This window comes from Ignatzschineria sp. PL_is040, assembly GCF_055813795.1.
Map to the genome: position 1 here is coordinate 1 of NZ_JBVPGU010000010.1, position 25583 is coordinate 25583.

Here is a 25583-nt window from a genome sequence, read left to right on the forward strand (position 1 = left end):
ATTGTTTGGTTAGACTTCTATTCTTTTGCTCACGCAAACAAATACAAGCCCCCATACAAACTTACTTAAGATTAATTTGTTAAAGAACTTTAGGGTTAAAGTGAATCAAACCTGAATCTCTTACCGCCCTAAGCAGACGAACTATATTACAGAAGTGATTTGAAGTTGTCAAATTTAATTTTAATCTTTTTTCAAACTCTTTTACATCGAAACTACTAGATGAAAGTGAATCTTTCAATTCATGTTTGAAACCTTAAAACTAAACCGTGAAATAAACCACCAAAAACTTCAATTTCTCAATCGATTGATAAAACCGATCCATGAAACTCGTTGATATTGCTTACTTCCGACTTCTGATCAAGCATCTGTTGTTGCCTGAGAAGATGTATAATACGCTTTTTCAAAACAGATGCAACCCCATTTACTGCACAACTATTACCCAAAAAAACAAAATGTACGACTAACATACTGATTATTGGCCCTATCAATTTGCAAATTGATACTCATTCATAAAAAAGAGGCCTGTTTTAAAGACCTCTCCTTACCAACTTTAATGGTTTTAGATAGTAGCATTCAATAGTATTTAGTGCTATTCACTTAGCTATACTCATTATTACTACCTCAAATTACGCCTAAGACCCCTGGCTCAGAAATAATATCTACGCTTTTGTCTCTAACTGTCCCATCATTCCTAATGTTTCATGCTCAAGAATATGACAGTGATACATTCTAAGCCCAGTGAAATCCTGCTTCATCAACAAAGTCACAGTTTCATATGGCTTAAGATTAATCGTATCTTTGAATGCTTTCCGTGTTTCAACTGTTTTCTGTCCATTCACTTCATGTGATTTCACCATAAACTGAGTTCCATGGATATGGAAGTTATGATCCATATGGGAGTTATTAAACACAACCCACTCTTCTAAGGCATCTTTCTGAACAACTTCATCAACACGATTCATATCATGCATTTTGTCGTTAATTAAGAAGAGAAGCTGCCCCATATTCATCACTTCCGTGTATTCAATATGATGTGTTGAAGCTGGCGCACCATAATTTGGTAATTCAGCGAGCTTTTGTGGCAACGTATAGTCAGCACCGACTTTCATCTGTAATGTTGCTAAAGAATAACTTGGCGTTACAGATACTGGCCCCATCTTATTGCGATTATAACTCATATTCATAAACTTCACATCCGCATTTCGTCTCGGAATAACGACAACCTCAATACGCTCACCCGGTGACAGTAATATCTTTGTTAATTTTTCCGGCATTTCGATATAACCACCGTCGGTTGCAATCAGATAACTCTCTGCAAAATCAAAGTCCAAATTTATGTAGCGCGCAGAACATGCATTCCAAATACGAAGCCTTGTCGCTCCATCTATTGTCACTTTAGGATTTAAAGCGCCATTTACTAACGTGAATTGACCTTCACGACCATTCATCCAATCAAAAAATGAGTTTTCGGCAATTGAACCATCGCTATGTAACTTCAGATCTGAAATCAATAACTGTTGCTCGGGAATATCTGCAAATGGATCATTTTTACGTTTTACAATAAATGTCCCCGCCAATCCTTTAAACACCTGCTTTGCAACTGTGCCATGCCCATGCGGATGATACCAATAAGTCCCGGCCGTACCTTCAGGAATATCAAAACTATATACGCGACTTTTACCTGGCTCGATCGGATCTTGCGGATTCCCATCTTCGGCGGCTGGCACTAACAATCCATGCCAATGCACGGTTGTTGCCTCGGGAAGATCATTGAACACCTCTATTGAGACACGATCCCCCTCATACACTTCGATTTGAGGCCCTGGCAACTCTCCGTTATATGCCCAAACTTCTGTCATCGTTCCAGGAATCAATTCCACCGATGCTTTTTGCACACGCAATGTACCTTTAAAAACACCCTGTTCGCTGGATTCATTGACCAGCTTTTTAAGGGTTGGGAGGCTTTTCCCGCTCGGCATCTTATCTTCAGCCATTAAATCAACATTCGCACGCGCCATGATATCGATATCTTTTTGCGTTAATGTGTTCACGCCCAACTGATAACCCTCTCGTACCATTGGAGGCACACCCATATCGCCACCCATCATACCGGACATATCATGTCCGCCATGCATGCCCATACCCATTTCACCATGACTCATACCATGCTGCATATGATTTCCAGATCCCATCATTCCATGATGTTGTTGCGCAAAAGCAATAGGGAATGCTAATAATGATACTGCCGCCGTTCCCTTCACTAAAAAATCTCGGCGATAATGTGATTCTAAACGATCATTCATCTGAGAATCTGTATGTGTAATTATTGAGATATTTTTTTTCATTGCAATCCACCTTATATAAATCAGGTGCTATCCCACAAGAGTTATCTTTAACCCTCTGAATAGATACCACCTTAGTGCAATTTCATTATATTAATAGCATATTAAAAATGACCGCTACTAATATTAAAACCTATTAAGATAAAAATATAAAAACGAATAATGTTTATATATAAACAAGCCAACTTGGAACTCTTCTCAATCACACTTTACTCTTCGTGCTTGATACAGATTTGCAATTCATAAAGAGAGAAATAAATAGGATTAAAAGAGGCTTATAAACTTTCCATCAATACAAGAAAGTGAAAAAGTTAAACTATCGGCGGTGGGTTTTCTAACAATGAGAATTGTGTGAGCCACTGAATATCTTTGGTCATTGGGGATACTGAAAACACTAAAATATCCGGAAAAGAGAATGATGCCATTAAATAGCAACAACTACTAAAGCAATGGTCTGCCATCTGCAAATCATTACCCGCACAACAGATCATACCCTGATGACTTTCACTCTCTGCACCTATCGATGCCACGCTATCTCTTAAAGTAGCGTTATTTCCTAGATCTAAATCCGTATACATCACTATTTTTTGTTGAATCGTGACATACTGCTCATCAACGACATGCCCCATACTCATACCCGCAAAAAGCGGTTGCAATAATGTTATTGCAAACAGCAAGCATATAAATTGTTTGAGTCGTATCTTGATCTTCATACTATCTAATATAACAAAAGGGCCTATTCACATGCAATCTTTACCATCGAGCTTTAAAACTATATTAACAGTAACGCTGATATGAATCAATCAAAGTGCGTAGCTAAGATCAGTAAAGCCTATAACAATAAGATCCAGAGCATCGCCATCATCAAGCAAGCCAATGCAACAGGCATGCCCGCACGTGAGAATTCCCTAAACGTAATGGTAATACCATGCTGACTAGATTGCTCAACTGCAATAATTCCGGCTAAGCTGCCAAATACAATAATATTACTCGAAAAGCCCGTCCCCAAAACAAGCGCGGCTCCTAATGCATCTGTATTGGCACTTATATCAATATAGGGCGTTAAAAGCATTACCGCAGGATTATTCCCTACAATCGTACTTAAAACTGCACTTGAGAAAAAGAGCGAAACCGGTTCATTTAAATTTAAACCCTGGGCCTTCAGATCAGCTAAAAATGTCTGAGGTAACCCTGTATTTGCCATAGCTTGATTGACCACAAATAGGCTCACGATTAGTATCAAAAGATTATAATCAACTTCCTTTAATACATCCTTAGAGGAGATGGTTCGATTCAAGAGTAAAATAGCAGCGCCGGCTAATGCTACAAGGGCTTGTGGCCACAAATCTAATATGAATGCGCCAATCACAACCACAGTGACAACAACCGCTTTAGCAAGCTCTAACTTATTCATCGCAATCTTATTACCCCCATTATGAACACCCCCTAAGGATTGAGATCTCTTTTGAACCGCTACTTCTGCCAGAGCCCATTTCCCGCGATATAAAAAACTAATAACCCCCCAAACAATCACCAATGAAATGAGCGAGGGAATGCCGGCCACTTTAATAAGATCAATAAAGGAGAGATGCAGATCTTGAGCTACGATCATATTTTGCGGGCTACCAATAAGCGTTCCTGCTGATCCTGTATTAGCAGCAAAACAGAATCCTAAAACAAATGGAATAGGATTTAAATTACGCGCCATCGTCAAAGAAATTAAAAGTGGTGTCATTGCAACTACAACAACATCATTTGTTAAGAGTGAAGAGAGTACTCCTGAAACACCGATCAAAATAGCCAATAAAAGGGGGTTGCTAACTTTTAAAGAGGCCACTTTATAGGTCGCATAGTTATAAAAGCCCGAAATTCCGAAAGCACCGGAGAGAACCATTAATCCAAATAGGAGCGCAATTGTTTTATAGTTGATGGCATCCCACGCCTCCTGTCCAGTAATATCTCCTATTACTAATAATGCTAAAGCACCAACTAAAGCACTTCCTGTCCTATCTAACTTAAACCCCGGCAACTTACCTAATGCCATCGCTAAATAAACCAACAAAAAGATAACTACCGTACTATTTACCATTCAACTATCCTATTAATCATATACCTATATACTTGTATACCTATTGGTCTCATCTTAAGCCTCATATTAATCTATCTTATAGATTCTCACCATGGCTCTACAAACAATCGAGAGAAAAGTTATTGGAAAATTATTGGAAAAACTTTGGGGAAATATTTAGGGAAATAGATTAAAGCCTCTAACTGATGACAACTAATAGATAGAGAAGCCTCCTTTATATTACGAATAGAGGGAAGAAGTGGTAAAATAAGAACCTATCTTTATGTACCGATTTTTATATAAAATTCATATACTCATAATCTTCTCATAACATTTAACCAATGGGATGATTAGCGATTTTTTTGAGTTTACTAGGCAAGGAAACACTATTTCAAACACCCGATGACTCCAGCTCAATTCGCCTTAACTTATCTAAATGATATTGGGTTAATTATAACTATCTATATAACTCATCTATAGTTTGATAGTTGATAGCTATCTATTAAAAATCGAGACAAAAGCCATTTAGGGAAGTTTGATCCTAAAATGATATGATCTTTTATCTATCCCTAAACTAAAAACGGACCTATTCAAAAATTAGAGGTATCACTTTATGTTTTATCAACTTGCTAAGCATCGCATCCTTGAAACTGAACGTTTAATTCTTCGCCCAATAACCTTAGAAGATGCCGAGGATCTTTTTGAATATGCGAGCGATCCTGAAAATACAAAGCATACTTTCCCTACCCATCAATCATTAGAAGAGAGCCAATGGATTATAGCGAATCTTTTCATGCGTAATCCTTTAGGTAACTTCGCAATCGAACTTAAAGAGAATGGCAAGATGATAGGAACATGCGATCTTCGAGTGAATGAAGATGAAAAATCAGCAGAATTAGCTTATGCCATCAATAAAAAATATTGGGGAAAAGGTTATGCGCCAGAAGCTGCCAGAAAATTGCTCGATTTTGCATTTAACACTCTAAAAATAGAGCGTGTTTGGGCTAAATATGCCGCAGAAAATAGCGCTTCTGGTAGAGTGATGGAAAAAATCGGCATGGAAAAAGAAGGAGTGTTACGACACACTAAAAACCTCTGTGGTGATTTTGTCGATCAGGTCGTCTATAGTCGCATCAATAGATAATTAAAAACTATCATTAAAATTTATCATTAAAAATTACAATACTTTTAGAACCATGTAATCTTGATTATCTGGTTACACTCAATAGCTGTTTAGGAGCATCATCATGATGAACGCAGATGATCGCGCCAATTATAATTTTCAAAAAATCATACTTGGCGTTGCAATCTTCCTCTTCATATTAAAGTTTATTGCTTGGTATATCACCTCATCGGTAGCGATTTTAACAGATGCGCTAGAGAGCATCACCAACATGCTAGCTGGTGCATTTACTCTCTTTAGCCTCTATCTATCTGCAAAACCTAAAGACCATAACCACCCTCATGGTCATGGGAAAATTGAATTTGTCTCGGCAAGCGTTGAAGGAGCTCTCATTCTTTTTGCCGGCATCATCATTATCTATGAGGGCGTAAAACGTCTTCTGTTCGATGACGCATCACTTTCGAGCTTAGGCCCAGGTCTCGTCCTGATTGCCATTACAGCCGTTGTCAACTATATCGTAGGCTATCTTGCAATAAAAAGAGGTAAAGAACATAATGTGTTACCCTTAATCGCCGCTGGCAAGCATCTTCACTCAGATACCTATTCGACTATCGGTATTATCATCGGCCTACTTCTTGTCTGGCTCACTGGATGGCAATGGTTGGATGCGGCAATCGCGCTCATATTTGGGGGAATCATTATTCACTCTGGAATTCAGATTATACGTAAATCTATCGCCGGCATAATGGATGAAGTAGATGAAGATCTTATTGAAGAGTTTATAGAGACAGTCAACGAACACCGTTCTCCCTATTGGGTTGATCTTCATAAAGTAAGATTTATTAAGTATGGCAACCATGTTCATCTTGATGCACATCTTACCCTCCCCTGGTATCTCAATATGCGAGAAGCGCATGTTGAACTAGATAAAATGACAAAAGCATTGGAGGATAAGTTCGGTGAGAAACATGAGATGTATATTCATACCGATGACTGCAAACCATTCTCATGTGAAATATGTGCGCTTCAAGAATGCCCCCAACGGCAGATGAAATTTGTTGGTGAGATCGAATGGACAGCAAAGCTTGTCGCTGAAGATCAAAGACATACCATTGAAGATTTAGCAGAACAAAAAATCAAACGCATTGAGGGTAGAGATTAAAAGTAAAGATTAAAGGTAGGAAGTGATCTTCAATTGGTACTTAACTAATACTCACCAAAATAACCCTACCACTTTATAACCCATTGCTAATACAAATTAAAAGCCCCTAGGATAAATGATATTACTATCAAATCACCATAGAGGCTTTTGCTATACGCTAGAAAATTGAAACAAAATTGGTAATGATATTGCAGAGTAATTTTATTAGCCTAAAATTTTAACTCTCCTCTACAACGATCTCCTCTTCATCATCAAAAGGACGTGGTAAAGGGGTATCATTATTAGATGGGGGAAGGATAGGCAAGACAATTTGAGGCTGCTCTCCCGTCAAGGTATCGTAAAATGCGACGATCTTTTTAACCTCATCATCACTAAAATTTCGACCTAACTGTAATCTACCCATAATTTGAGTTGCTTCTTCTAATGTATTCACTTGTCCATCATGGAAGTATGGATAGGTCAAAACGATATTTCTAAGTGTCGGCACCTTAAAAAACATCTCATCTGATTTTTTGCCCGTATAATCTGCTAAGCCTTTTGCGAGATTATCAGTCTTATACTCTTCTAACAACCCCATTTTCTGAAAGCTTGCACCACCTATACCTTCACCATAATGGCAAGCAACGCAACCGCTATTTCTAAAAAGCTCATACCCCGCTAACTCTTCTGCACTGATCGCATCATCATCACCACGCAACCATTGATCAAAACGAGAATTAGGAGTAATTAATGTCTCTTCAAATACCGCAATCGCATCAGTAATACGATCAATATTGATATCCCCATCACCATAAACCTCGGTGAATTCATCAACATATCCAGGAATTGATGCTATCACATCAACGACGAGATCATGGGTAGAGGCCATCTCTTTTGGGTTTTCAATAGGACCTGCCGCTTGCTCCTTAAGATCAGCCGCCCGCCCATCCCAAAACTGAACAAAATTGAGGCTAGAGTTTAACACTGTCGGAGAATTGATAGGTCCTTCTTGCCACTTATGACCAATAGATGTTGGTAAGTTATCTGATCCGCCCATACTTAAATTATGACATGAATTACATGAGATAAAACCCGACTTTGAAAGTCTAGGATCAAACCAAAGCTTTTTACCTAACTCAGCTTTTCCTTCATCAACAACGACTTCTTGAACAAGCGGGATAATAGGCTCTTGACGCACAGATCCATTATTTGTAGCTGTTTGTCCCAATGAGACTCCTGCTGTCAACGCTAATATTCCAATTGTATATAACTTTTTTCTACTAAACATCTACCGTCTCCTTTTATGAAAAGCAGTGAAATATATTAATTTAACTAACGACTAGCTATTTAGATCTAATCAATTCTCTTCTCCTTTCATAGTAGTTAGTTTCATATGATAAACCTAGCAAAAGAGACGATATTTCAGAAAAAGTCTATTTAAATCAAAAAATTTAATTTTAAGTTTGCAATTAAAAATTTTTGTTACCTTCATCTCTCTATCTCCCCTATCTAATCGATGCAAAACTAATATCCGTAGATGTAGGAAATCCTTCTTCGAAACAACAAAAAAGCAGTCAATATATTATTGACTGCTATAGATTCACTTCTAAGTCACCATTCGAAATGTATTCAAAATACATTTGATACAACTTATAATCTATTTATCAACGTCTAAAAAATTAACCTGGGGGCCAAGTTAAACTTCTCCCCGCTAAGAGATGAAGATGAATATGATTCACTGTCTGCCCACCATCCTCATTACAATTAAAGACCGTTCGATATCCTTGTTCTGCAAAACCTTGTTCTTTAGCTATTTTTTGTGCTGCTAAGAATAGCTTTCCCATCAATTCGGCATCTTCACTCTTCAGATCATTGAGTGTAGGAATCTCTTTTTTCGGAATGACTAAGATATGAACAGGAGCTTGAGGTTGAATATCTTCAAACGCCAACACATCCTCATCTTCATAGATAATCTTTGCCGGAATTTCCTTACGAATAATTTTACCAAATATTGTACTCACACCAACCTCCTAATAACTTTTTCTTGCCGAAAATGCATGAGATAAGGTTCCACCATCGAGATACTCCAACTCTCCCCCTAATGGAACACCGTGTGCAATTCTACTGACTGCTACATCATACTGCTTTGCGATCTCAGCAATATAATGAGCCGTAGCTTCTCCCTCTACTGTTGTATTAGTCGCTAAAATAATCTCTTTAATAACCCCTTCAGAGAGTCGCGACTCCAATAGATCTAGCCCTAACTCATGTGGCCCAATTCCATCGAGCGGCGAGAGACGTCCAAAAAGAACAAAATAACGTCCTTTATACTCAATACTTTGCCTTAAAGCAAAAACATCTACGGGGTTTTCCACAATACAAAGCAACGACTCATCTCGACGCGCATCTAAACAATCATCACAAATATCATTATCTGTTAAGTTTCGACACAGAGAGCATTTTTGAATCGTATTGACGGCATAATCAAGCGCTTTACTAATATTCTTTGCACCATTTTGATTGCGTTCTAAAAGATAGAGCGCCATTCTTAAAGCCGTCTTCTGCCCTACTCCCGGCAAAACTCTTAAAGCATCAACAACATCTTGCAATGATTTAGGATACACTTATGCCCCCTTAAGATTAGAATCCTGGAATTTTCATTCCTGCAGGAAGACCTAATCCCCCGGTCACCTCAGACATTTTCTCTGAAGAGGTCTGTTCTACCTTTGCCAAAGCATCATTAAATGCCGCGCCTAATAGATCCTCTAACATCTCTTTATCATCTGACATTAAGGAGTCATCGATACGAATAGCTCTTACTACATGACGACAACTCATCTCTATTTTCACTAAACCTGCGCCTGATTCTCCAGTGACAGTAATATCAGCTAAAGCTTCTTGCGCCTTTTCCATCTCTTTTTGCATGCGCTGTGCTTTCTGCATCATTCCAGCAATTCCACCTTTAAACATAAGGTCTCCTTCTACTCTCTATAAGTTCTATTTATAATCTCTATTATTCCCATGAATAGATAGAGCTGAATTACAAAAATTAACCATTTATAAAATTATTGCAATCTATGTTATATCATGCGACTACAACGAATATAACAAAACTACTCAATGGTAACGAAAAATTGATCTCTTCAGTAGCTCAAATAATATACTCTTTATACTATTCTACGAGCGATTTAACAGTTCTTTCTAAAAGACGAGCCCCATGCTCTCTCTGCAAATATTGTACAACATCATCCTCTAAAAGATCCTGCAAAGCTCTTTGTGCTCTCTCTACATCGAGTCTTTCTACACGCTCATGAAAGTTCTCTTCTGCGAGAGTTTCAACATATTCAATTTTGCAAGTAACCTCTTTCCCTAACTGAGCAGATACTGCCAAAGCTAATCTTGTCTCCGCTTCATCTACTCTAAAATCTTTGACGGATAGAGGGCGTTCTAAGGTTAATAAATTCCCTTTAAAGCTTTTAAACACAAGACTATGCGCTATTCCTGATAGAACACTCTCAAGAGATAATTCAGATACAAGCGTTAACCAAGCCTCATTATCGACTAACTGATCAGCTTTGATGGGGGAATCAACATTAATAGATTGGGGAACCTCTACAATCTCATCGATACGATCGTCTCTATTTTGATCATTGACTCGCATCGAAATCTCATCTTCAGCCAAAGCGTCTCTACCACTAGCATCGCTAACAATAGTACTTTTACCGATATCTCCTTTAAGAGCATCAATGCTATGGTCACTCTCTTTTACTGACAAGATCTCTTTAGAGCTTGGTTCATCCCATGGAAGATCGATCTCTGTTGCCTTTTCTAACGCATCTTGACTCTCTTCAGCCTTCCCCATCTCTCTTGCTTCTACAACTAAATCACCTAAGCTTTGTGGGTGAGGATGAGCGTTATCATCAGATATTGACAAGTCTGTTACCGGCAACTCTTTTATACTATCTCTTATGCTAATCGAGGTTTGCAACGCCCCCTCATTATCTATACTTTTTTTTTGAGAAAACCCCAAATTCTCTTTCATCTTAGGGCTATCAGAATCTTGATGATAAGAAGCTACTAATAGTGACTTGCCACTTTCATCACTCTTATCTTCTACATTTTCTTTATCTTTTGGTGAGGTTGCTGTATCTATAGGTGCCTGAGGTGCAAAATAGAGCATTCGCAATAGTGTCATCTCAAAACCTACTTCACTATTGGGATGATTTTGCAGATCTTTCCGACCATTTAGGGCAATTTGATAGAAAAGTTGCAAGTCTTCTGCCCTAAACTGCTGAGCTAAAGTACGATATTCTAATGACTCATTCTCTGCAACTTCCTCAGAAATCTGCATCATCGTCAATAGATGAAATACATCGATGAGATCCTCTAAAAAGCGGTGATAATCTAACCCGTTATCTCGGATAGTACCTAGCGCAGATATAAGCTCACTAGCCTCACGACTCGCCAGAGCCGAAAGTACTAATTGTAGATATTGAGTATCTATCAATCCTAGCATTTCATGAGTCGGTTCATAGGCAACATTCTGCCCAGTATATGCAATTGCTTGATCGAGTAACGAGAGCGCATCTCGCATACTACCATCCCCTGCTTTTGCAATAAGCTTAACAGCAGAAGAATCAAAAGGTATCCCTTCACTACTTAATATTTTTTCTAGTTGCTCTGCTATCTCATCATCTTGAATTCTTTTTAATTGAAAACGCAAGCAACGAGATAATACCGTCACAGGAAGTTTTTGAGGATCAGTTGTCGCCAATAAAAATTTCACATGACTAGGTGGCTCTTCCAATGTCTTTAATAGCGCATTAAAACTACTGTTAGAGAGCATATGGACTTCATCTATGAGGTAGATTTTATAACGTCCACGTGTCGGCGCATATTGAACATTATCCAAAATCTCACGAGTATCTTCCACTCGTGTCCGAGAAGCAGCATCAATTTCAATAAGATCGACAAATCGCCCTTCATCAACTTCCTTACAGATCGAACAGACACCACAAGGGGATGAAGAGACACCTTTTTCACAATTGAGAGATTTGGCAAAGATTCTTGCGAGAGTTGTTTTTCCAACGCCCCGAGTTCCGGTAAATAGAAAGGCATGATGCAATCTATTATTATCTAATCCATTGGAGAGGGCTTGAACAACATGAGGCTGACCAATGACTTCGTTAAAGGTTCGAGGTCGCCATTTTAGTGCGAGAACTTGTTGAGTCATTATGTCATCACTTTCAGATAGATATGGAGATGACCCGTATTAGCCGACCCATAACACATGAAGGTCTTACTAGTGCTGCTTCCTTCCGGACCTGACACGGTTTGCAATAGTTCATTGTTAGGAAGCCAATACAGGCCACCACTGAACGGGCCATAAAATTGGAGGCTGGAGCCAGAATCGAACTGGCGTCTACGGATTTGCAATCCGCTGCATAACCATTTTGCTATCCAGCCTATATATTTGGAGCGGGAAACGAGACTCGAACTCGCGACCCCAACCTTGGCAAGGTTGTGCTCTACCAACTGAGCTATTCCCGCTTAAGTGAAGATATGTATTATATCGATTATTTTACTTCAGTCAAACATTAGATCAACAATTAAGCAATACCCTCTTTTTTATCTATCAGTGATTTGCATTATCACTGCAATACAACCCTATTAGATCTAACAACATACTAAAAAGAGTTATGAAAAGAGTTCTTTAACCTGATATAACTCGAGCAATTGTACTAAATTTTCAGGAATAGAGTCAATCGTTAAATCCGATGAAAAACGTTTAGCTTCTACTAGCAATGCAATCAAAGCGCTATCACACTCTTCAACTTCCGCTAGATCAATTATCTTAGGAGGATTAGCCTCCCACTCTCTCTTTAGGCGTAGCCACTCATCAGGAATCGTAAACTTATCGAAGCATCCCTTAAATCGATATCGTTGCCCTTCATTCACAATCTCTATTAATCTACTTTTCATCTTTCCCTCTATTGACACAATGCTTCAATAAAAAAATAGGCGGTTAAATTTAGTCACCGCCTACTCAATATATCTACCTTTATAACAGGCTATCTCATAAGTAATAGTGATCAGTCACACTACTTATTTTTCTGTTTTAAGACATTGATCATTCCATCAATACCATTTCTAGAGACGAGCTCTCTAATCTCAGAACGATAATTCGCCACAATACTGACGCCTTCAACAGAGACATCGTAAACCATCCAACGTTTACCCGCTTTTATCATAGAGTAGTTGATCGCAATGGGAGGACGATCTTTAGAGATGATCTCTGAGCGAACCGTCACCTCATCACCCTTTGCAGCATTAGGCGGAAGTGGTAATATCTTTAATTCCTCATCAGAATAATCGAGTAAGACGCCGGCATAAGTATTGATTAAGAGTCGTTGGAATTCATTTGTAAACGCTGTTCTCTGTGCTGGCGTTGCTTCTCTCCAAGCACGACCCATCACCCATTGCGAGATTGTTCCAAAATCGAAGCGAGGAACTAAGATCCTCTCAACAATGCCATAGACCTTATTGGGATCTTTCTTCAATGTTGCACGCTCTGCTTTTAATGTCTTAAAGAGCTGATCAGATGTATTTTGAATAACACTTATCGGATCTTCTTGCGCATTTGCTGTCTGAAAAAAAGAGAGCAATGTCACAAAAAAACCAAACATTATGATCTTTTTAAAGCTATATTTCATTCTACGTCCTATATAAAACTAATTAATGAGCTAATTATACCGCCTTAAGGCTAAAAACTACAATATTAAAGGCTCTGGCTCAAGCATAACCCCGAACTTATCAAATACCCCTACTTGTACTTTAAGCGCATGACTCCATAGTTTTTTTCCATCATTACATCCCATATTCACAAGGACGAGCGCTTGCTTCTCATACATCCCTACACCATCTTCATAAAGACCCTTATATCCGCTTAACTCAATCAACTGTCCTGCTGCGAGCTTATAAAAACCCTGTTGATCAGGATAAGTAACGAGATTTGGATATTTCGATTTTATTCTCTGAAGTTCTGCCTCTGTAACAATAGGATTTTTAAAAAAGCTGCCGGCATTGCCGATAAGATTTGGATCAGGAAGTTTGCTAGAACGAACAGCAATGACTGCATTCATCACATCATTCATCGAAAGGTTTTCAAGATCTTCCCCCTTAGCGTCAAAATACTCTTGAAGCGCTCGATAGGAGATCTTCGGCTGCATCTTCTTAAAGAGTTTAAAGGTCACCGATAATATCAGATATCGACCTCTCTCCTGTTTAAAGAGACTATCACGATAAGAAAATTTACAAGCCTGACAATCTAATGTTTTGATCTTATCATCATAAAAATCATAAACCTCTACATCTACAATAAAATCTTTAACTTCAGCACCATAGGCACCTATATTTTGTACCGGTGCCGCTCCTACCATTCCTGGAATCAATGACAGATACTCTAACCCTAGATATCCTCTGCGGTTCATCTGTAGCACAAATGCATGCCACTCCTCTCCTGCCATCGCTTTCACAACAACAGAGTCAGCACATTCCTCCATCACCTCTATTCCTAGTAGTCGGTTTAGGATTACAGTCCCCAAAAAATCCTTAGTGAAGAGAATATTGCTCCCGCCTCCCAATATTAGATGCGGTTTTGGCAGATGCTTTAAAAGGGGTAGAAGAGTTAAATTATCCAACGAGAAGAGATATCGACTCTTAACAAGAACACCAAAAGTATTCAACTTTTGTAATGAAGCATTTTCCTGAATATTTTTAATTTGCGTTATCTGCTGCATACATGCCTACCATAAACCATCCACATCTAATAAATCTCTTTTTGATAAAAAAAGAGAGGTTGATATTACTATCAACCTACCCCTTCATTCATCAACCCACATATTTAATCACATACTTGATCTATTCACTGATCTATTCAAAAAAACTATTGTTGTAGATCTTAATATTACTATTATTTAGAAGATATTGTTGAAATGCGCGATACTCATAACTCGCTTCAATACCTTGTAGATACTCTCTAATCTGCATCTGTTCATCATCAGAAAAATCATCCATTGAACCTTTAGCGATATTATTGATAGCTACGACAACAATATGTCCATCTACATCCTCAACAACATAAGCGGGCTTTCCCTCTTCCAGTGTCGGCACTTTTTGAAACCCTTTAGATACCGCATGCTGCTCTACAGGCTTTGAAAGCTGCCCAATTGAAGAGATAGAGAGATCATTATATTGGTTATAAGCAAATCCTAACTGCTCAATATCATTACGGAAACTCTGCTGATCCCCTGCTTCTAACATCGCAGACACCTGATTCTGAATACTCTTTTTAGCGGTCTCTTGAGCAAGTTCTGCTTTTATCTCATCAAAACTCTCCTCTAAGCTCTTTGGTCGACTCGCCTCCTGCTCTGCAATACGTACAATCATTGCATGATTAGGCTGATCATTATAAGCAAAAGGCAATGAATTACGATGATTCTCCATCACATCATAACTACTAATAGCACTCCAAACCGTTGGATTAGCGAGCATTCCTTCTTGTTTATCCAGATCTAACCAATCACTCTCTTTCAACTCAACGCCTAAATCTTGAGCAATCTCACTTAAGGACTCAGTATAAGTTTCAGCCAACTCCTGCAGACGCATCTCTTGCTCTAAATAACGATCAACTTGAGCCTTCTCTTTTAAAGAGCGCTTTGCTGCCTCTACCAAATCATCTTGACTACTATAAGGAGAGCTGACATTTAGCAAGTGGATCATATGCACTTCACCATCGGTAATAACCGGCGCTGAAATAGGTTGCTCCATCGTCAATGAAAATAATGCGTCGTCAAATATAGGAATGCCGGCAACACCATATTTAAAGTTTCCATTCTGATTGTAATAGGCATTATCTAGAGCCGTAATCTGCTCTTTTGCCTGCTCAAATGTGAGATCTCCGGCATCAATTTTTGCTTTTAATTCAGATAGCAACGCAATTGCATCTTCCTTTTCTGCTTCCGATGTATATTCAATTGTAAATTGTTCAGAGAGTCGTTGCTCATTGGCTTTTTGTAAACGCTCAACTTCAGCCGCAACCGCATCATCACTGAGATCTACCGATGAGAGAGGTATCGATTCAGGCAGTAGCTCGATATATTGTAGTTTAATACGATTAGGCGTTACATATTTATCAGAGTGTGACTCATAATGCTTAGAGATCGCATCATCTGAAACAGCTACACTCTCTAAATCTTGCAAATAATTATAACTTGCGACTTCAATATCTCGTGTTTGCCCTGCAAACTCTATCTGCTCAATTAAAGATTTCTCCGGAATAAAGACACTATTGACTAATGCCTCTCTTACCACCTTCTCTTGAACATCTCTTCTAACCGCTTCTTCAAAACTCTCAATATTGTATCCTGCATAAAAGAGTGCACTCTTATAGGTTTCCTGATCAAACACCCCATCTTTTTGGAAGGCAGGAATGGAGATAATCTCCTCTGCTACAGACTTATCAGAAGCTCTTATGCCCCACTTTTTAATTTGTGCATCCATTGCCCTACGCTGCAAGAGATCTTGTCTGGCGATTAAGCGATATTGGCGCTGTAATTCGTCTGACAAATCCATATTTTGAGCATTAGCATTCAATAGTTGCTGATATTGCGCCTCAACCTCTTGTAAAGAGATCTTCTCTCCATCAACTGTTGCAACAGTATCCGCACTAGGACCGCTAAATATCTGCGTCCCACCTATCCCTGCAAGAGAGATAGCTACCCCTCCTAATAACACTTTTGCCCACACACTATTTGCACGGTCTCTGATGAATTGCATCATAATTAAAAATCACCTTTATTATTTGAATTATTGGCTAATCAATATCTCGATATCTTTGCCAATCCAACTGTGAACCCAAAAAACTCAAACTCTCAATCTATAATGAACAGTTAGGTGTCCATATTATTAAAGCTCAACTCTTTGATTCCACCGCTCTGATAAAGACTCTTTAAAGCTTTATCAAAAATGAATGGAGAAATTATACCTACAAGCAAGCATTTAATAAATAACTCATTTATAAGCTATACGAATATAAGCTATACAAACTATAGCCCTATATTCAGGATCTCTATTCCAATAGCCCACCTCCTTTCGGTAAGGTTTTCAACCAAAGATCAAGATCCCCTGCTTTTACAATCATTAAGTAACGCCCTCTAAAGGGCTGCCAATACTCAACCATCTCATCTAACAGCTCCTCTTTACCCTCAAGATATAATATAACTCTAGAGCGAGGATCTTCCTCAATAAGAGTCGCAAGATCATCCATTGTTCCTAACTCAACAATAGGCTCTTGAAGCTTCCCAACAAAATGGAGATGACCGCGATATCCAGAGAGATGGGCAACCTTAACTCCTTTTGACTGATACCAAGAGACTCGCTCACCTGCTGGTGTTAAATCATAAAAATCTGTAGCGACTCTCACAACCCCAAAATTAATAGCTAGCGTTAATGCAACACTCATCAAGGCTAAGGTCATAATTCTGGTATTAGCAGCATTAAAAAAGAGCGTAATACTAAAGAGAATAAGCCCGGCACCCCAGAATGGAGATACCTGTCCAACCCAATCTGGCAACCCCCAATAAGAATAGCTTTGAGGGATCAAAATCAATAACCCCCCAACGATCGACATGACTAGAGTAATAAGAACAACATCTTTTTTATGACTTATCCCCTGTCGATAGATACGCGCAATAATAAGACCAAAAGCGGGATAGAGAGGTAAGAGTGCATCAAGAGAGGTTAGACTCAAAATACCTAATATAACAATCAGATAAAGAAACCAAACAATCACAAAATTGAGTGATTCATCACGCTCTGCACTCTTAAAGAGCTGATATATTCTTAACCAAAAAAGCCAAGGAAAAAGAATAATAATAAGATTGAGCAGATAGACATAAAATGGCGGGGTATTACTCAACGCCCCAATTAAAGACTTCAACCCTATTGCATCAAAGAGTGAAAAGCCTAGCAAACTAGCACTAAAATATGCCCATATAAGAAAGAGAGAGAGCGCTACGACAGTCGATATAAGTCCGTAAAGATAGATCTGAGACCACCGCTTATTAGCCCAATAAGGAGAGAGAAAAATGATGGGAGCGGTCACTAAAAGAAAGATCAATCCCGATGAAAACAACCCTAAAGTGAGGGAGATTGTAAAACCAATCCACCAAACTTTTTGATCAAAGCGCCAAACTCTAATCAAAAAATTCATCGTTAACATCAGATAGAAGGTGAAATAGAGATACTCCACATTAGCTGTCGCAAAAAGGGTCCAGACTAAACTGCCTATCAATACTAAAGGAGCATTCGCCCTAACCTCTCTTCTATCAGGCCATAACTGATAAGCGGCCCAAGCGGTCAAAAAGAGAGTTGACAAACTAAAGAGCGTAGCTAAAAAGCGAAGTATAAACTCCGATACACCGAAAAATTGCCAGCCACCTAAGGCTAACCAGTAATTAAGCGGGAAAAGAGCATGCTGATATTCTCTATTGATAATGGGGTAGAGCCAATCCCCAGATTGATACATCTCCCATACAACACCAGAAAAGAGCGTTTCTTGAAATGGGATTAGAGGTCTTGAAAACCATGTTGCAAATATAAGGATTAGCCAGATACTAATCCATATAAATGCGTAGCGACGAGTCGTGAACTCTTGTCGTAAAAAAATTATTTCTCTCTGCATTGAGCACAAATACCGTGCAAAATCGTACGAGCATCTGTCAACTCATACCCTAATTCAGCAGCAATCTGAGCCTGTTTCTCATGTATTTTTTCATGAGAAAACTCTCCAATATGCCCACAATTGATACAGATAATGTGATCATGCTGATCGCCATCATCAATTTCAAACATCGACTGACCACCATCAAAGAAGTGACGACGCACTAACCCCGCCTGTTCAAATTGAGTCAACACTCGATACACCGTAGCAAGGCCGACCTCTTCCCCTGAGCTACTTAACTGCATATAGATCTCTTCTGCCGTCAGATGACAAACAGGAGTTGCGGCAGCTTTCGCTAAAATATCTAAAATCTTTAGACGAGGAAGCGTTACTTTTAAACCAGCATTTTTTAACTCTGTTGAACTCATATTTAGTTATTAATCTCCATTAACTTGATTAGATGGATGATAAATTTATTTTATAATCCTTAGAATGATCAATCTCTAGATCCCCTTTCTAAGATATTAATCTAAAGGTGAGTATAACCGTAAAACATCACAATTCCAAGCATAGAAGACGCATGCTTTTTATCCCTTTCTAACAGGGCTATAAACTACACATTTACTACAAATAACTTTATCTAATGCTCTAAAAAGGATATCATATTCACAATTTTTTATTACCTAAATCAGAATCTGGAGATTTAAATGACTCACTTTGGCGTAACGCTCTCACAATTTATTATGGAGGAGCAACGTCGCTTCCCCGAAGCTACCGGTAATTTTACCCTTCTCCTCAATGATATCGCAGTCTCCTGTAAAATGATTGCGGCAGCTGTTCAGAAAGGTCAACTAGCCAATGTTCTTGGCGCTACAGACAATGAAAACTGCCAAGGAGAAACTCAACAAATTTTAGATGTTATCGCAAATGAGCTTTTCATTAAAAATAATGCTAACCGCGGTCATGTAGCAGCAATGGCTAGTGAAGAGATGGATGATGTATTTAACATCCCAGAAAATGTACCAAGAGGAAACTATCTACTCATTTTTGACCCTCTAGATGGCTCAAGCAATATCGATATTAATGGTCCAATTGGCACTATCTTCTCCATCCTTAAAACGGACAAAAAAGATCCTACTGAAGAAGACTTTCTCCAGGAAGGTACGAAACAAGTTTGTGCAGGATACTGTCTCTATGGCTCTGCAACAATGATGGTTCTGACAATCGGATATGGTACACATGGGTTTACACTCGACCCGGCAATTGGCGAATTCATTCTAACCCACCCCAATATGCAAATTCCTAGCTCGACTGCTGAATATGCGATTAACCAAGCCAACAGAAATCTTTGGGAACCGCCGATGCGCAAGTATATTGATGAATGTGATCTTGGGGTCGAAGGGCCACGTAAAAAGAAATTTACAATGCGCTGGGTTGGGGCAATGGTGATGGATATTCACCGTTTAATTCAACGCGGTGGTCTCTTTGCTTATCCTATGGATAGCTCACTTACCGAGAAAGGTGGGCGCCTACGCTTAATGTATGAAGCAAATCCAATGGCTTTTCTTGTAGAGCAAGCTGGAGGCATCGCATCAACAGGATATGAGCGCATCTTAGACCTGGCCCCTGAAAAATTACACCAACGTGTGCCAGTTATTATGGGATCAACCGATGAGATGAAAATTATTCTTGATAACCATAAAGCTTTTGCTAAACAGGCAGGAAAAGAGTTCACTCATCAATGTAAAAGCTATACTTAACTGTCCACATTTAACTCAACTCTCTAGGTTTACAGCTTCATAGCTTCATAGCTTCATAGCTTTAGTTGAACCATCAAAAACGCTGACATCCAACAATTTGTCAGCGTTTTTTTATATTGATCCCCTTCGCCACACCCTTTCCTACAACTCTCAAGTAAAAATTCAACTACTTTTTTCAAATAGGATTTCAAATAAGACCTCAAATAAGGCTTCAAATAAAAACACCAAACAAAAACCAAAAGGCATCAGTACCTTCTCTTCTCGATAGATCAAAAAAGAAGAAAAGAGCAAGAAATCAGACTGATACCGAATCCTCAATCAGAAGGTTTCTTCATAGCACCATCACCAAAGTAATTGATCATAATCAGCAGAAACAAGAGAAGTGTCTAGATCCGCAATATATCGACTATTTAAGAAATTTTGCAAAATTTAGAATATACAGTACATTAACTGATGCCTCTGTTACTTGCATGTAACAGCGCGCATGGCAAAGGCTTTTAGTTTTACCTAAAAGTATCAACTTTTATCTCAAGCAAAACATATAAACGGTTTTAAACCATGAATATCTTAAAAAAAATCTCGCATATCATCGATACGATTAACGCCACCCTAGGTAAGATTGCAATTGTCGCAATTTTTCTAGCTACGATTATTTCTGCGGGAAATGCGCTCTTTAGATACGCTTTCAATATGAGTTCTAATGGTATGTTAGAAGTTCAATGGTATCTTTTTGCAGCAGTATTTTTGCTTGGATCTGGCTATACCTATCTAAAAGACCAACACATTCGGATAGATATTATCTCCAACCGTTTTTCGCCAAAAGTGAAAGCGACTATAGAGATTATTGGTATTGTCTTTTTCCTCTTTCCCGCATTTACAATGCTTTTTTATCTCACAATTGGCCCTGCTATCAGCTCCTGGCAAATTTGGGAAATGTCCTCAAACCCTGGTGGACTTCCAAGAGCCCCTATTAAAGCATTACTTCCTGTTGGAATGTTCTTCCTCATCCTTCAAGGAGTTTCTGAACTTTGCAAAGCAATTATTACGCTTCGCACCTCTAACGACATCGCTAAACACTCGGAGCAACAGCAACAATGTTAGATTTTTTACCCCCATTAATGTTTATAGCCTTAATCTTATTTCTATTAAAAGGCTATCCCATCGCTTTCTCATTAGCAGCAACAGGCCTACTCTTCTCACTTATTGGTATCTCCATCGGCCAACTCGATTTCGCCCTACTGGGTGCTTTAAGTGATCGTTTTTTCGGCATTATTAGTAACGACACCCTACTCGCCATCCCTTTCTTCACCTTAATGGGACTCGTACTTGAACGAACAGGAATGGCTGAAGATCTACTCGATACCATGGGCCAACTCTTTGGCAAAATGAGAGGCGGACTTGCTTATTCCGTTATCTTTGTAGGAACAATGCTCGCAGCAACAACAGGAATTGTCTCTGCATCAGTCATTGCCATGGGGCTGATCTCCCTTCCAATTATGTTGCGATATGGTTACTCCAAAAGGATTGCCTCCGGCGTTATTGCCGCCTCAGGGACATTAGCGCAAATCGTTCCCCCTAGTTTAGTTTTAATTGTTCTAGGTGATCAGTTAGGGGTCTCTATTGGTTCAATGTATAAAGCAGCGCTCATTCCCAGTGCTCTATTGATTGGCGCTTATATACTTTTTATCTTTATTCTTACACTAGTTAAACCACAATCAATGCCGGCAATCCCTGAAGCAGCAAGAACATTGCATGGGACCGCCTTAGCAAAAAAAGTAGTCACTAGTGTCATCCCGCCCGTTACATTAATCTTCCTCGTTTTAGGAACGGTCTTTTTAGGCATGGCAACTCCTACAGAAGCCGGTGCTATTGGTGCAGTTGGAGCAATGGTTTTAGCGCTTTTCAAGAGATCTCTAACTAAAAAGCTACTCTATCAAGCTCTCGATCAAAGTGTAAAAATCACCACGTTTGTTGTCTTCATTATGATCGGCTCAATGTTCTTCTCTCTAGCATTCACAAGCCTTAATGGAGGAATTTGGATTGAAGGCATCTTAGGAAACCTTCCCGGTGGCGTTCTCGGCTTTATTATTGCGGTTAATATCTTGATCTTCTTCGTCGCTTTCTTCTTGGACTTCTTTGAAATTACCCTAATCCTTGTTCCGCTCCTTCTTCCTATCGCCACCTCATTAGGAATAGATCTGACCTGGTTTGGGATTATTCTAGCGATGAATATGCAGACCTCCTTTATGCATCCTCCTTTTGGCTTCTCTCTCTTCTACCTCAAATCAGTCGCTCCGAAAGAGGTTACAACTAAAGATATCTACTACGGCGCAACGCCTTTCCTAATACTCCAAATTATAATGGTTGTATTATTGATTGCCTTCCCTGATATTATTAAGACAGAGAAAATTGAACGATTTGAAGGATCTGGTGCTGATATTGAGTTTAATCTCGATACCGGAATGGATAGCTTTAGCGACTTTGATGACTTTGGTGTTGATTTTTAATCATACTCATCCTACCTCTTCAAAAAAGAGGCAATAAAAACGATCTTCTCCTCAAAAAGGAGAAGGTCGTAAAGCTTTTAAAACCATGTCTATATCCAATATGATATGCCCATATGTTGCAGAGAATAGAACTAATGCTCTGCTCATATGCTCCACTCTTTACTCAAGAGTGCACCCTCAAAAGCTACTTTACAAAAGTCTATTTTTAAATATTAAAGCCTCTATCAGAGTCTTCGCTAGTTGCAAATTACAAATTACAAATTGCTAAATTATAAATTAATCAAACATAGCTTTGTAAAGCATCAGATTTATAGAGTCGTGCATTAACGCATTTTACCTACTCTACACCTATAATTTAGAGCCTAAAACCAATAATTAATAACTAATAACTAACAACTAACAAATCGAATTCAATAAATTATAAACTACTATCTAAAGAGAGGATTTATCTACCATGAAACGTCGACAGTTTATCTCCCGTGCGGGAATCATTGCTGGAGCAGGTATTGGCGCATTAAGTAGTGCACAAGCAAACAGCAATGCAAAAGTAAAATGGCGCATGACGTCAAGCTTCCCTAAACATTTAGACCTCCTTTTTGGCACATCACAAAGATTGGCTGATTCCATATATGCGATGAGTGATGGAGAATTTGAGATTCAGGTTTTTGCCGCTGGTGAACTCGTCCCCTCTACACAAGTATTTGATGCTATTCAGAATGGAACTGTGGAAGTAGGACATACCACATCTAACTACTATCATGGGAAAAATAAAGCTTTATCAATCGATACTTGCCTTCCTTTTGGCCTTACAACTCGAATGCAAAATGCGTGGTATTATGCTGGCGGTGGAACGGAGGTCTTACGCGAACTTTTTGATAAATATAATATTGTTAACTTCCCTGGCGGTAACTCCAACACTCAAATGGGTGGCTGGTTCCGCAAAGAGGTCAAAACAGTTGATGACCTTAAAGGTCTTAAATTCCGTATCCCGGGATTTGGTGGAGAGATCTTCTCTCGTCTTGGCTCTATTCCTCAAAATATTGCTGTCGGCGATATCTACTCATCTCTCGAAAAAGGAACCATTGATGCTACTGAGTTTGTAGGACCCTATGATGACCAACGTCTAGGGCTACAAGAAGTTGCTCCTTACTACTATACGCCTGGATTTTGGGAAGGATCAGCAATGCTCACCTTCTACGTCAATAAAGATGCTTGGGCAAATCTTCCTGAAAAATATAAGATTATTTTTGAGAGAGCGGCCGCTGAAGCCAATATGTGGATGTCAGCACAATATGATGCTAAAAGCCCTGAGGCACTAGCAACCTTAATTCAAAATGGTGCTAAGCTACGCTCTTTCTCGCGAGAAATTCTTCAAGCTGCGTACGATGCCGCACAAGAGATCTATGCGGAAGAGGTTGAAGTGAATGAAGACTTCAGAAGAATTTACACCCATTGGAAAGCTTTTCTTAACAAAGAGTACCAATGGTTTAGAGTCAATGAGAATATCTTCCAACAATTTATGTTCTCCCAATTTAGAAAACAGACAACATAAATTGAGTGGAAAGATAAAAGATAGATCTAAAATAAGTCGATATAAAATATCGAATAATATCAATATTAATCGATGATATTGATATTGATATTGATATTGATATTGAAAGTAAAGCAAGGAAGATATTAGGTATTCAAGATCTAATATCTCCCTCACAGATCACGATGAGGAATTAGAAAGATATGAAGCGCCGCAAATTTATAGCGCAAGCTGGTCTCGCAACAGGAGGGGCAGTAACCTTCTCTCTACTTAAAGCCGCAACACCTGCAAAAATAAAGTGGAAGATGACCTCAAGTTTCCCTCGCCACCTCGATATTGTATTTGGCGGATCCCAACGTCTAGCAGATTCTATCTATGAGATGAGTAATGGGGAGTTTGAGATTCAAGTTTTTGCTGCCGGCGAACTAGTTCCTTCTACACAAGTCTTTGATGCTATCCAAAACGGTACCGTTGAAGTTGGACATAGCTCCTCAAACTACTATCATGGCAAAAATAAAGCGCTCTCGATCGATACCTGTCTCCCCTTCGGTTTAACAACCCGAATGCAAAATGCTTGGTGTTATGCTGGCGGTGGAAATGAGGTCTTAAGAGAGCTTTTTGAGAAATACAATATTGTAAACTTCCCTGGTGGCAACTCTAACACACAGATGGGAGGATGGTTTCGTAAAGAGGTCAAAAGCGTAGCTGATCTCCAAGGATTAAAGTTTAGAATTCCTGGCTTTGGTGGAGAGATCTTTGCAAGGCTAGGCGCAATTCCTCAAAACATTCCTGTAGGTGATATCTACTCTTCCCTCGAAAAAGGAACAATCGATGCTACCGAATTTGTAGGTCCCTATGATGACCAGCGATTAGGTTTACAAGAAGTTGCTCCTTACTACTACACACCTGGCTTTTGGGAAGGCTCTTCGATGCTCTCTTTCTATGTCAACCAAGATGCCTGGAATAATCTTCCCCAAAGATACAAAATTATCTTTGAACGAGCAGCGGCTGAAGTTAATATGTGGATGTCTGCTCAATATGATGCTAAAAGTCCTGAAGCTCTAGCGACCCTTATAAAAAATGGTGCAAAGTTGCGCTCCTTTTCACGAGAGATATTACAAGCCGCTTACGATGTTGCACAAGAGATATATGCAGAAGAATCAGCAGTTAATGAAGATTTCAGAAAAGTATATACCCACTGGAAAAACTTTCTAAATAAGGAGTATCAATGGTTTAGAGTCAATGAGAATATCTTTCAGCAATTTATGTTTTCACAACTTAGAAAATAGAAGATAAACTAAGACAAGTAACACAAAATTTTATAAAAAATAAAAATAGGATAACTTTAATAAGCACCTATCTTTATATCACCAGCATCTACCGCACCAC

Annotated in this window: 21 protein-coding genes, 2 tRNA genes and 1 other RNA gene; 7 read left to right on the forward strand and 17 right to left on the reverse strand. The window is 38.9% G+C overall.

Features of this window, described 5'->3' with window-relative positions; translation table 11 throughout:
- Window positions 1–659: 659 nt before the first annotated feature.
- From AC0SAP_RS09285 to AC0SAP_RS09295, 3 genes are all read right to left on the reverse strand, one after another.
- Complete coding sequence (locus AC0SAP_RS09285; protein ID WP_286481745.1) at window positions 660–2345, reverse strand: multicopper oxidase family protein; 1686 nt, start codon at window positions 2343–2345, stop codon at window positions 660–662.
- A gap of 308 nt (window positions 2346–2653) precedes the next feature.
- Window positions 2654–3055, reverse strand: coding sequence for a hypothetical protein (locus AC0SAP_RS09290; RefSeq protein WP_286481746.1), 402 nt, complete (start codon window positions 3053–3055; stop codon window positions 2654–2656).
- A 119-nt stretch (window positions 3056–3174) separates the two neighbouring features.
- The gene (locus AC0SAP_RS09295) at window positions 3175–4431 is read right to left on the reverse strand and encodes an ArsB/NhaD family transporter (RefSeq protein ID WP_286481747.1); all 1257 of its coding nucleotides are present in this window, start codon (window positions 4429–4431) and stop codon (window positions 3175–3177) included.
- A gap of 592 nt (window positions 4432–5023) precedes the next feature.
- Here AC0SAP_RS09295 and AC0SAP_RS09300 point away from each other — a divergent pair.
- Window positions 5024–5554, forward strand: coding sequence for a GNAT family N-acetyltransferase (locus tag AC0SAP_RS09300; protein ID WP_286481748.1), 531 nt, complete (start codon window positions 5024–5026; stop codon window positions 5552–5554).
- Window positions 5555–5657: 103 nt separating this feature from the next.
- A complete protein-coding gene (locus tag AC0SAP_RS09305; RefSeq protein WP_473383966.1) occupies window positions 5658–6695 on the forward strand; it encodes a cation diffusion facilitator family transporter in 1038 nt (345 codons plus the stop codon).
- Between the two features lie 217 nt (window positions 6696–6912).
- Here AC0SAP_RS09305 and AC0SAP_RS09310 read toward each other — a convergent pair whose 3' ends face one another.
- From AC0SAP_RS09310 to fur, 14 genes are all read right to left on the reverse strand, one after another.
- A complete protein-coding gene (locus AC0SAP_RS09310) occupies window positions 6913–7962 on the reverse strand; it encodes a cytochrome-c peroxidase (RefSeq protein ID WP_473383967.1) in 1050 nt (349 codons plus the stop codon).
- Between the two features lie 391 nt (window positions 7963–8353).
- Window positions 8354–8695 (reverse strand): histidine triad nucleotide-binding protein, encoded by a 342-nt coding sequence (locus tag AC0SAP_RS09315; protein WP_109235219.1) that lies wholly within the window; start codon window positions 8693–8695, stop codon window positions 8354–8356.
- 9 nt (window positions 8696–8704) lie between these two features.
- Entirely contained in the window at window positions 8705–9298 is a 594-nt protein-coding gene (gene recR, locus AC0SAP_RS09320; RefSeq protein ID WP_094568460.1) for a recombination mediator RecR, read from the reverse strand.
- Between the two features lie 16 nt (window positions 9299–9314).
- A complete protein-coding gene (locus AC0SAP_RS09325; protein WP_094568461.1) occupies window positions 9315–9644 on the reverse strand; it encodes a YbaB/EbfC family nucleoid-associated protein in 330 nt (109 codons plus the stop codon).
- A gap of 202 nt (window positions 9645–9846) precedes the next feature.
- A complete protein-coding gene (gene dnaX / locus AC0SAP_RS09330; protein ID WP_473383968.1) occupies window positions 9847–11907 on the reverse strand; it encodes a DNA polymerase III subunit gamma/tau in 2061 nt (686 codons plus the stop codon).
- Between the two features lie 34 nt (window positions 11908–11941).
- An RNA gene (gene ffs / locus AC0SAP_RS09335) (signal recognition particle sRNA small type) lies at window positions 11942–12038 on the reverse strand.
- A 28-nt stretch (window positions 12039–12066) separates the two neighbouring features.
- Window positions 12067–12140, reverse strand: a tRNA-Cys gene (locus AC0SAP_RS09340).
- Window positions 12141–12148: 8 nt separating this feature from the next.
- A tRNA-Gly gene (locus AC0SAP_RS09345) sits at window positions 12149–12224 on the reverse strand.
- Window positions 12225–12371: 147 nt separating this feature from the next.
- Entirely contained in the window at window positions 12372–12656 is a 285-nt protein-coding gene (locus AC0SAP_RS09350) for an STAS domain-containing protein (protein ID WP_473383969.1), read from the reverse strand.
- 119 nt (window positions 12657–12775) lie between these two features.
- Window positions 12776–13360, reverse strand: a complete 585-nt coding sequence (locus AC0SAP_RS09355) for an MlaC/ttg2D family ABC transporter substrate-binding protein (RefSeq protein WP_473383970.1) — start codon at window positions 13358–13360, stop codon at window positions 12776–12778.
- Window positions 13361–13444: 84 nt separating this feature from the next.
- Window positions 13445–14473 (reverse strand): UDP-N-acetylmuramate dehydrogenase, encoded by a 1029-nt coding sequence (gene murB / locus AC0SAP_RS09360; protein WP_473383971.1) that lies wholly within the window; start codon window positions 14471–14473, stop codon window positions 13445–13447.
- Window positions 14474–14606: 133 nt separating this feature from the next.
- Complete coding sequence (locus AC0SAP_RS09365) at window positions 14607–16514, reverse strand: peptidylprolyl isomerase (protein ID WP_473383972.1); 1908 nt, start codon at window positions 16512–16514, stop codon at window positions 14607–14609.
- 289 nt (window positions 16515–16803) lie between these two features.
- Entirely contained in the window at window positions 16804–18417 is a 1614-nt protein-coding gene (locus tag AC0SAP_RS09370; RefSeq protein WP_473383973.1) for an ArnT family glycosyltransferase, read from the reverse strand.
- A complete protein-coding gene (gene fur / locus AC0SAP_RS09375; RefSeq protein WP_094568468.1) occupies window positions 18402–18824 on the reverse strand; it encodes a ferric iron uptake transcriptional regulator in 423 nt (140 codons plus the stop codon). Before fur ends, AC0SAP_RS09370 begins: the two co-directional genes overlap by 16 nt.
- Window positions 18825–19103: 279 nt before the next feature.
- Between fur and AC0SAP_RS09380 the strand changes: the two genes are divergently transcribed.
- From AC0SAP_RS09380 to AC0SAP_RS09400, 5 genes are all read left to right on the forward strand, one after another.
- Window positions 19104–20156 carry a class 1 fructose-bisphosphatase gene (locus AC0SAP_RS09380; protein ID WP_473383974.1) on the forward strand — a complete coding sequence of 351 codons (1053 nt, stop codon included), beginning with the start codon at window positions 19104–19106 and terminating at the stop codon, window positions 20154–20156.
- 558 nt (window positions 20157–20714) lie between these two features.
- Window positions 20715–21257 carry a TRAP transporter small permease subunit gene (locus AC0SAP_RS09385; protein WP_109202114.1) on the forward strand — a complete coding sequence of 181 codons (543 nt, stop codon included), beginning with the start codon at window positions 20715–20717 and terminating at the stop codon, window positions 21255–21257.
- The gene (locus tag AC0SAP_RS09390; protein ID WP_286481760.1) at window positions 21251–22663 is read left to right on the forward strand and encodes a TRAP transporter large permease; all 1413 of its coding nucleotides are present in this window, start codon (window positions 21251–21253) and stop codon (window positions 22661–22663) included. Before AC0SAP_RS09385 ends, AC0SAP_RS09390 begins: the two co-directional genes overlap by 7 nt.
- A 454-nt stretch (window positions 22664–23117) precedes the next feature.
- Window positions 23118–24215: a TRAP transporter substrate-binding protein gene (locus AC0SAP_RS09395; RefSeq protein WP_094568472.1), complete on the forward strand. Its 1098-nt coding sequence runs from the start codon at window positions 23118–23120 to the stop codon at window positions 24213–24215.
- A gap of 182 nt (window positions 24216–24397) precedes the next feature.
- Window positions 24398–25483: a TRAP transporter substrate-binding protein gene (locus tag AC0SAP_RS09400; protein WP_473383975.1), complete on the forward strand. Its 1086-nt coding sequence runs from the start codon at window positions 24398–24400 to the stop codon at window positions 25481–25483.
- Window positions 25484–25583 lie beyond the last annotated feature (100 nt).

Coding starts and splice junctions, on each gene's coding strand:
- AC0SAP_RS09310 (WP_473383967.1), bottom strand. CDS start 7,962: ATGTTTAGTAGAAAAAAGTTATATACAATTGGAATATTAGCGTTGACA.
- AC0SAP_RS09385 (WP_109202114.1), top strand. CDS start 20,715: ATGAATATCTTAAAAAAAATCTCGCATATCATCGATACGATTAACGCC.
- AC0SAP_RS09365 (WP_473383972.1), bottom strand. CDS start 16,514: ATGATGCAATTCATCAGAGACCGTGCAAATAGTGTGTGGGCAAAAGTG.
- AC0SAP_RS09380 (WP_473383974.1), top strand. CDS start 19,104: ATGACTCACTTTGGCGTAACGCTCTCACAATTTATTATGGAGGAGCAA.
- dnaX (WP_473383968.1), bottom strand. CDS start 11,907: ATGACTCAACAAGTTCTCGCACTAAAATGGCGACCTCGAACCTTTAAC.
- AC0SAP_RS09305 (WP_473383966.1), top strand. CDS start 5,658: ATGATGAACGCAGATGATCGCGCCAATTATAATTTTCAAAAAATCATA.
- AC0SAP_RS09295 (WP_286481747.1), bottom strand. CDS start 4,431: ATGGTAAATAGTACGGTAGTTATCTTTTTGTTGGTTTATTTAGCGATG.
- AC0SAP_RS09300 (WP_286481748.1), top strand. CDS start 5,024: ATGTTTTATCAACTTGCTAAGCATCGCATCCTTGAAACTGAACGTTTA.
- AC0SAP_RS09285 (WP_286481745.1), bottom strand. CDS start 2,345: ATGAAAAAAAATATCTCAATAATTACACATACAGATTCTCAGATGAAT.
- AC0SAP_RS09350 (WP_473383969.1), bottom strand. CDS start 12,656: ATGAAAAGTAGATTAATAGAGATTGTGAATGAAGGGCAACGATATCGA.
- AC0SAP_RS09390 (WP_286481760.1), top strand. CDS start 21,251: ATGTTAGATTTTTTACCCCCATTAATGTTTATAGCCTTAATCTTATTT.
- AC0SAP_RS09325 (WP_094568461.1), bottom strand. CDS start 9,644: ATGTTTAAAGGTGGAATTGCTGGAATGATGCAGAAAGCACAGCGCATG.
- AC0SAP_RS09355 (WP_473383970.1), bottom strand. CDS start 13,360: ATGTTTGGTTTTTTTGTGACATTGCTCTCTTTTTTTCAGACAGCAAAT.
- AC0SAP_RS09290 (WP_286481746.1), bottom strand. CDS start 3,055: ATGAAGATCAAGATACGACTCAAACAATTTATATGCTTGCTGTTTGCA.
- AC0SAP_RS09370 (WP_473383973.1), bottom strand. CDS start 18,417: ATGCAGAGAGAAATAATTTTTTTACGACAAGAGTTCACGACTCGTCGC.
- AC0SAP_RS09400 (WP_473383975.1), top strand. CDS start 24,398: ATGAAGCGCCGCAAATTTATAGCGCAAGCTGGTCTCGCAACAGGAGGG.
- fur (WP_094568468.1), bottom strand. CDS start 18,824: ATGAGTTCAACAGAGTTAAAAAATGCTGGTTTAAAAGTAACGCTTCCT.
- AC0SAP_RS09395 (WP_094568472.1), top strand. CDS start 23,118: ATGAAACGTCGACAGTTTATCTCCCGTGCGGGAATCATTGCTGGAGCA.
- murB (WP_473383971.1), bottom strand. CDS start 14,473: ATGCAGCAGATAACGCAAATTAAAAATATTCAGGAAAATGCTTCATTA.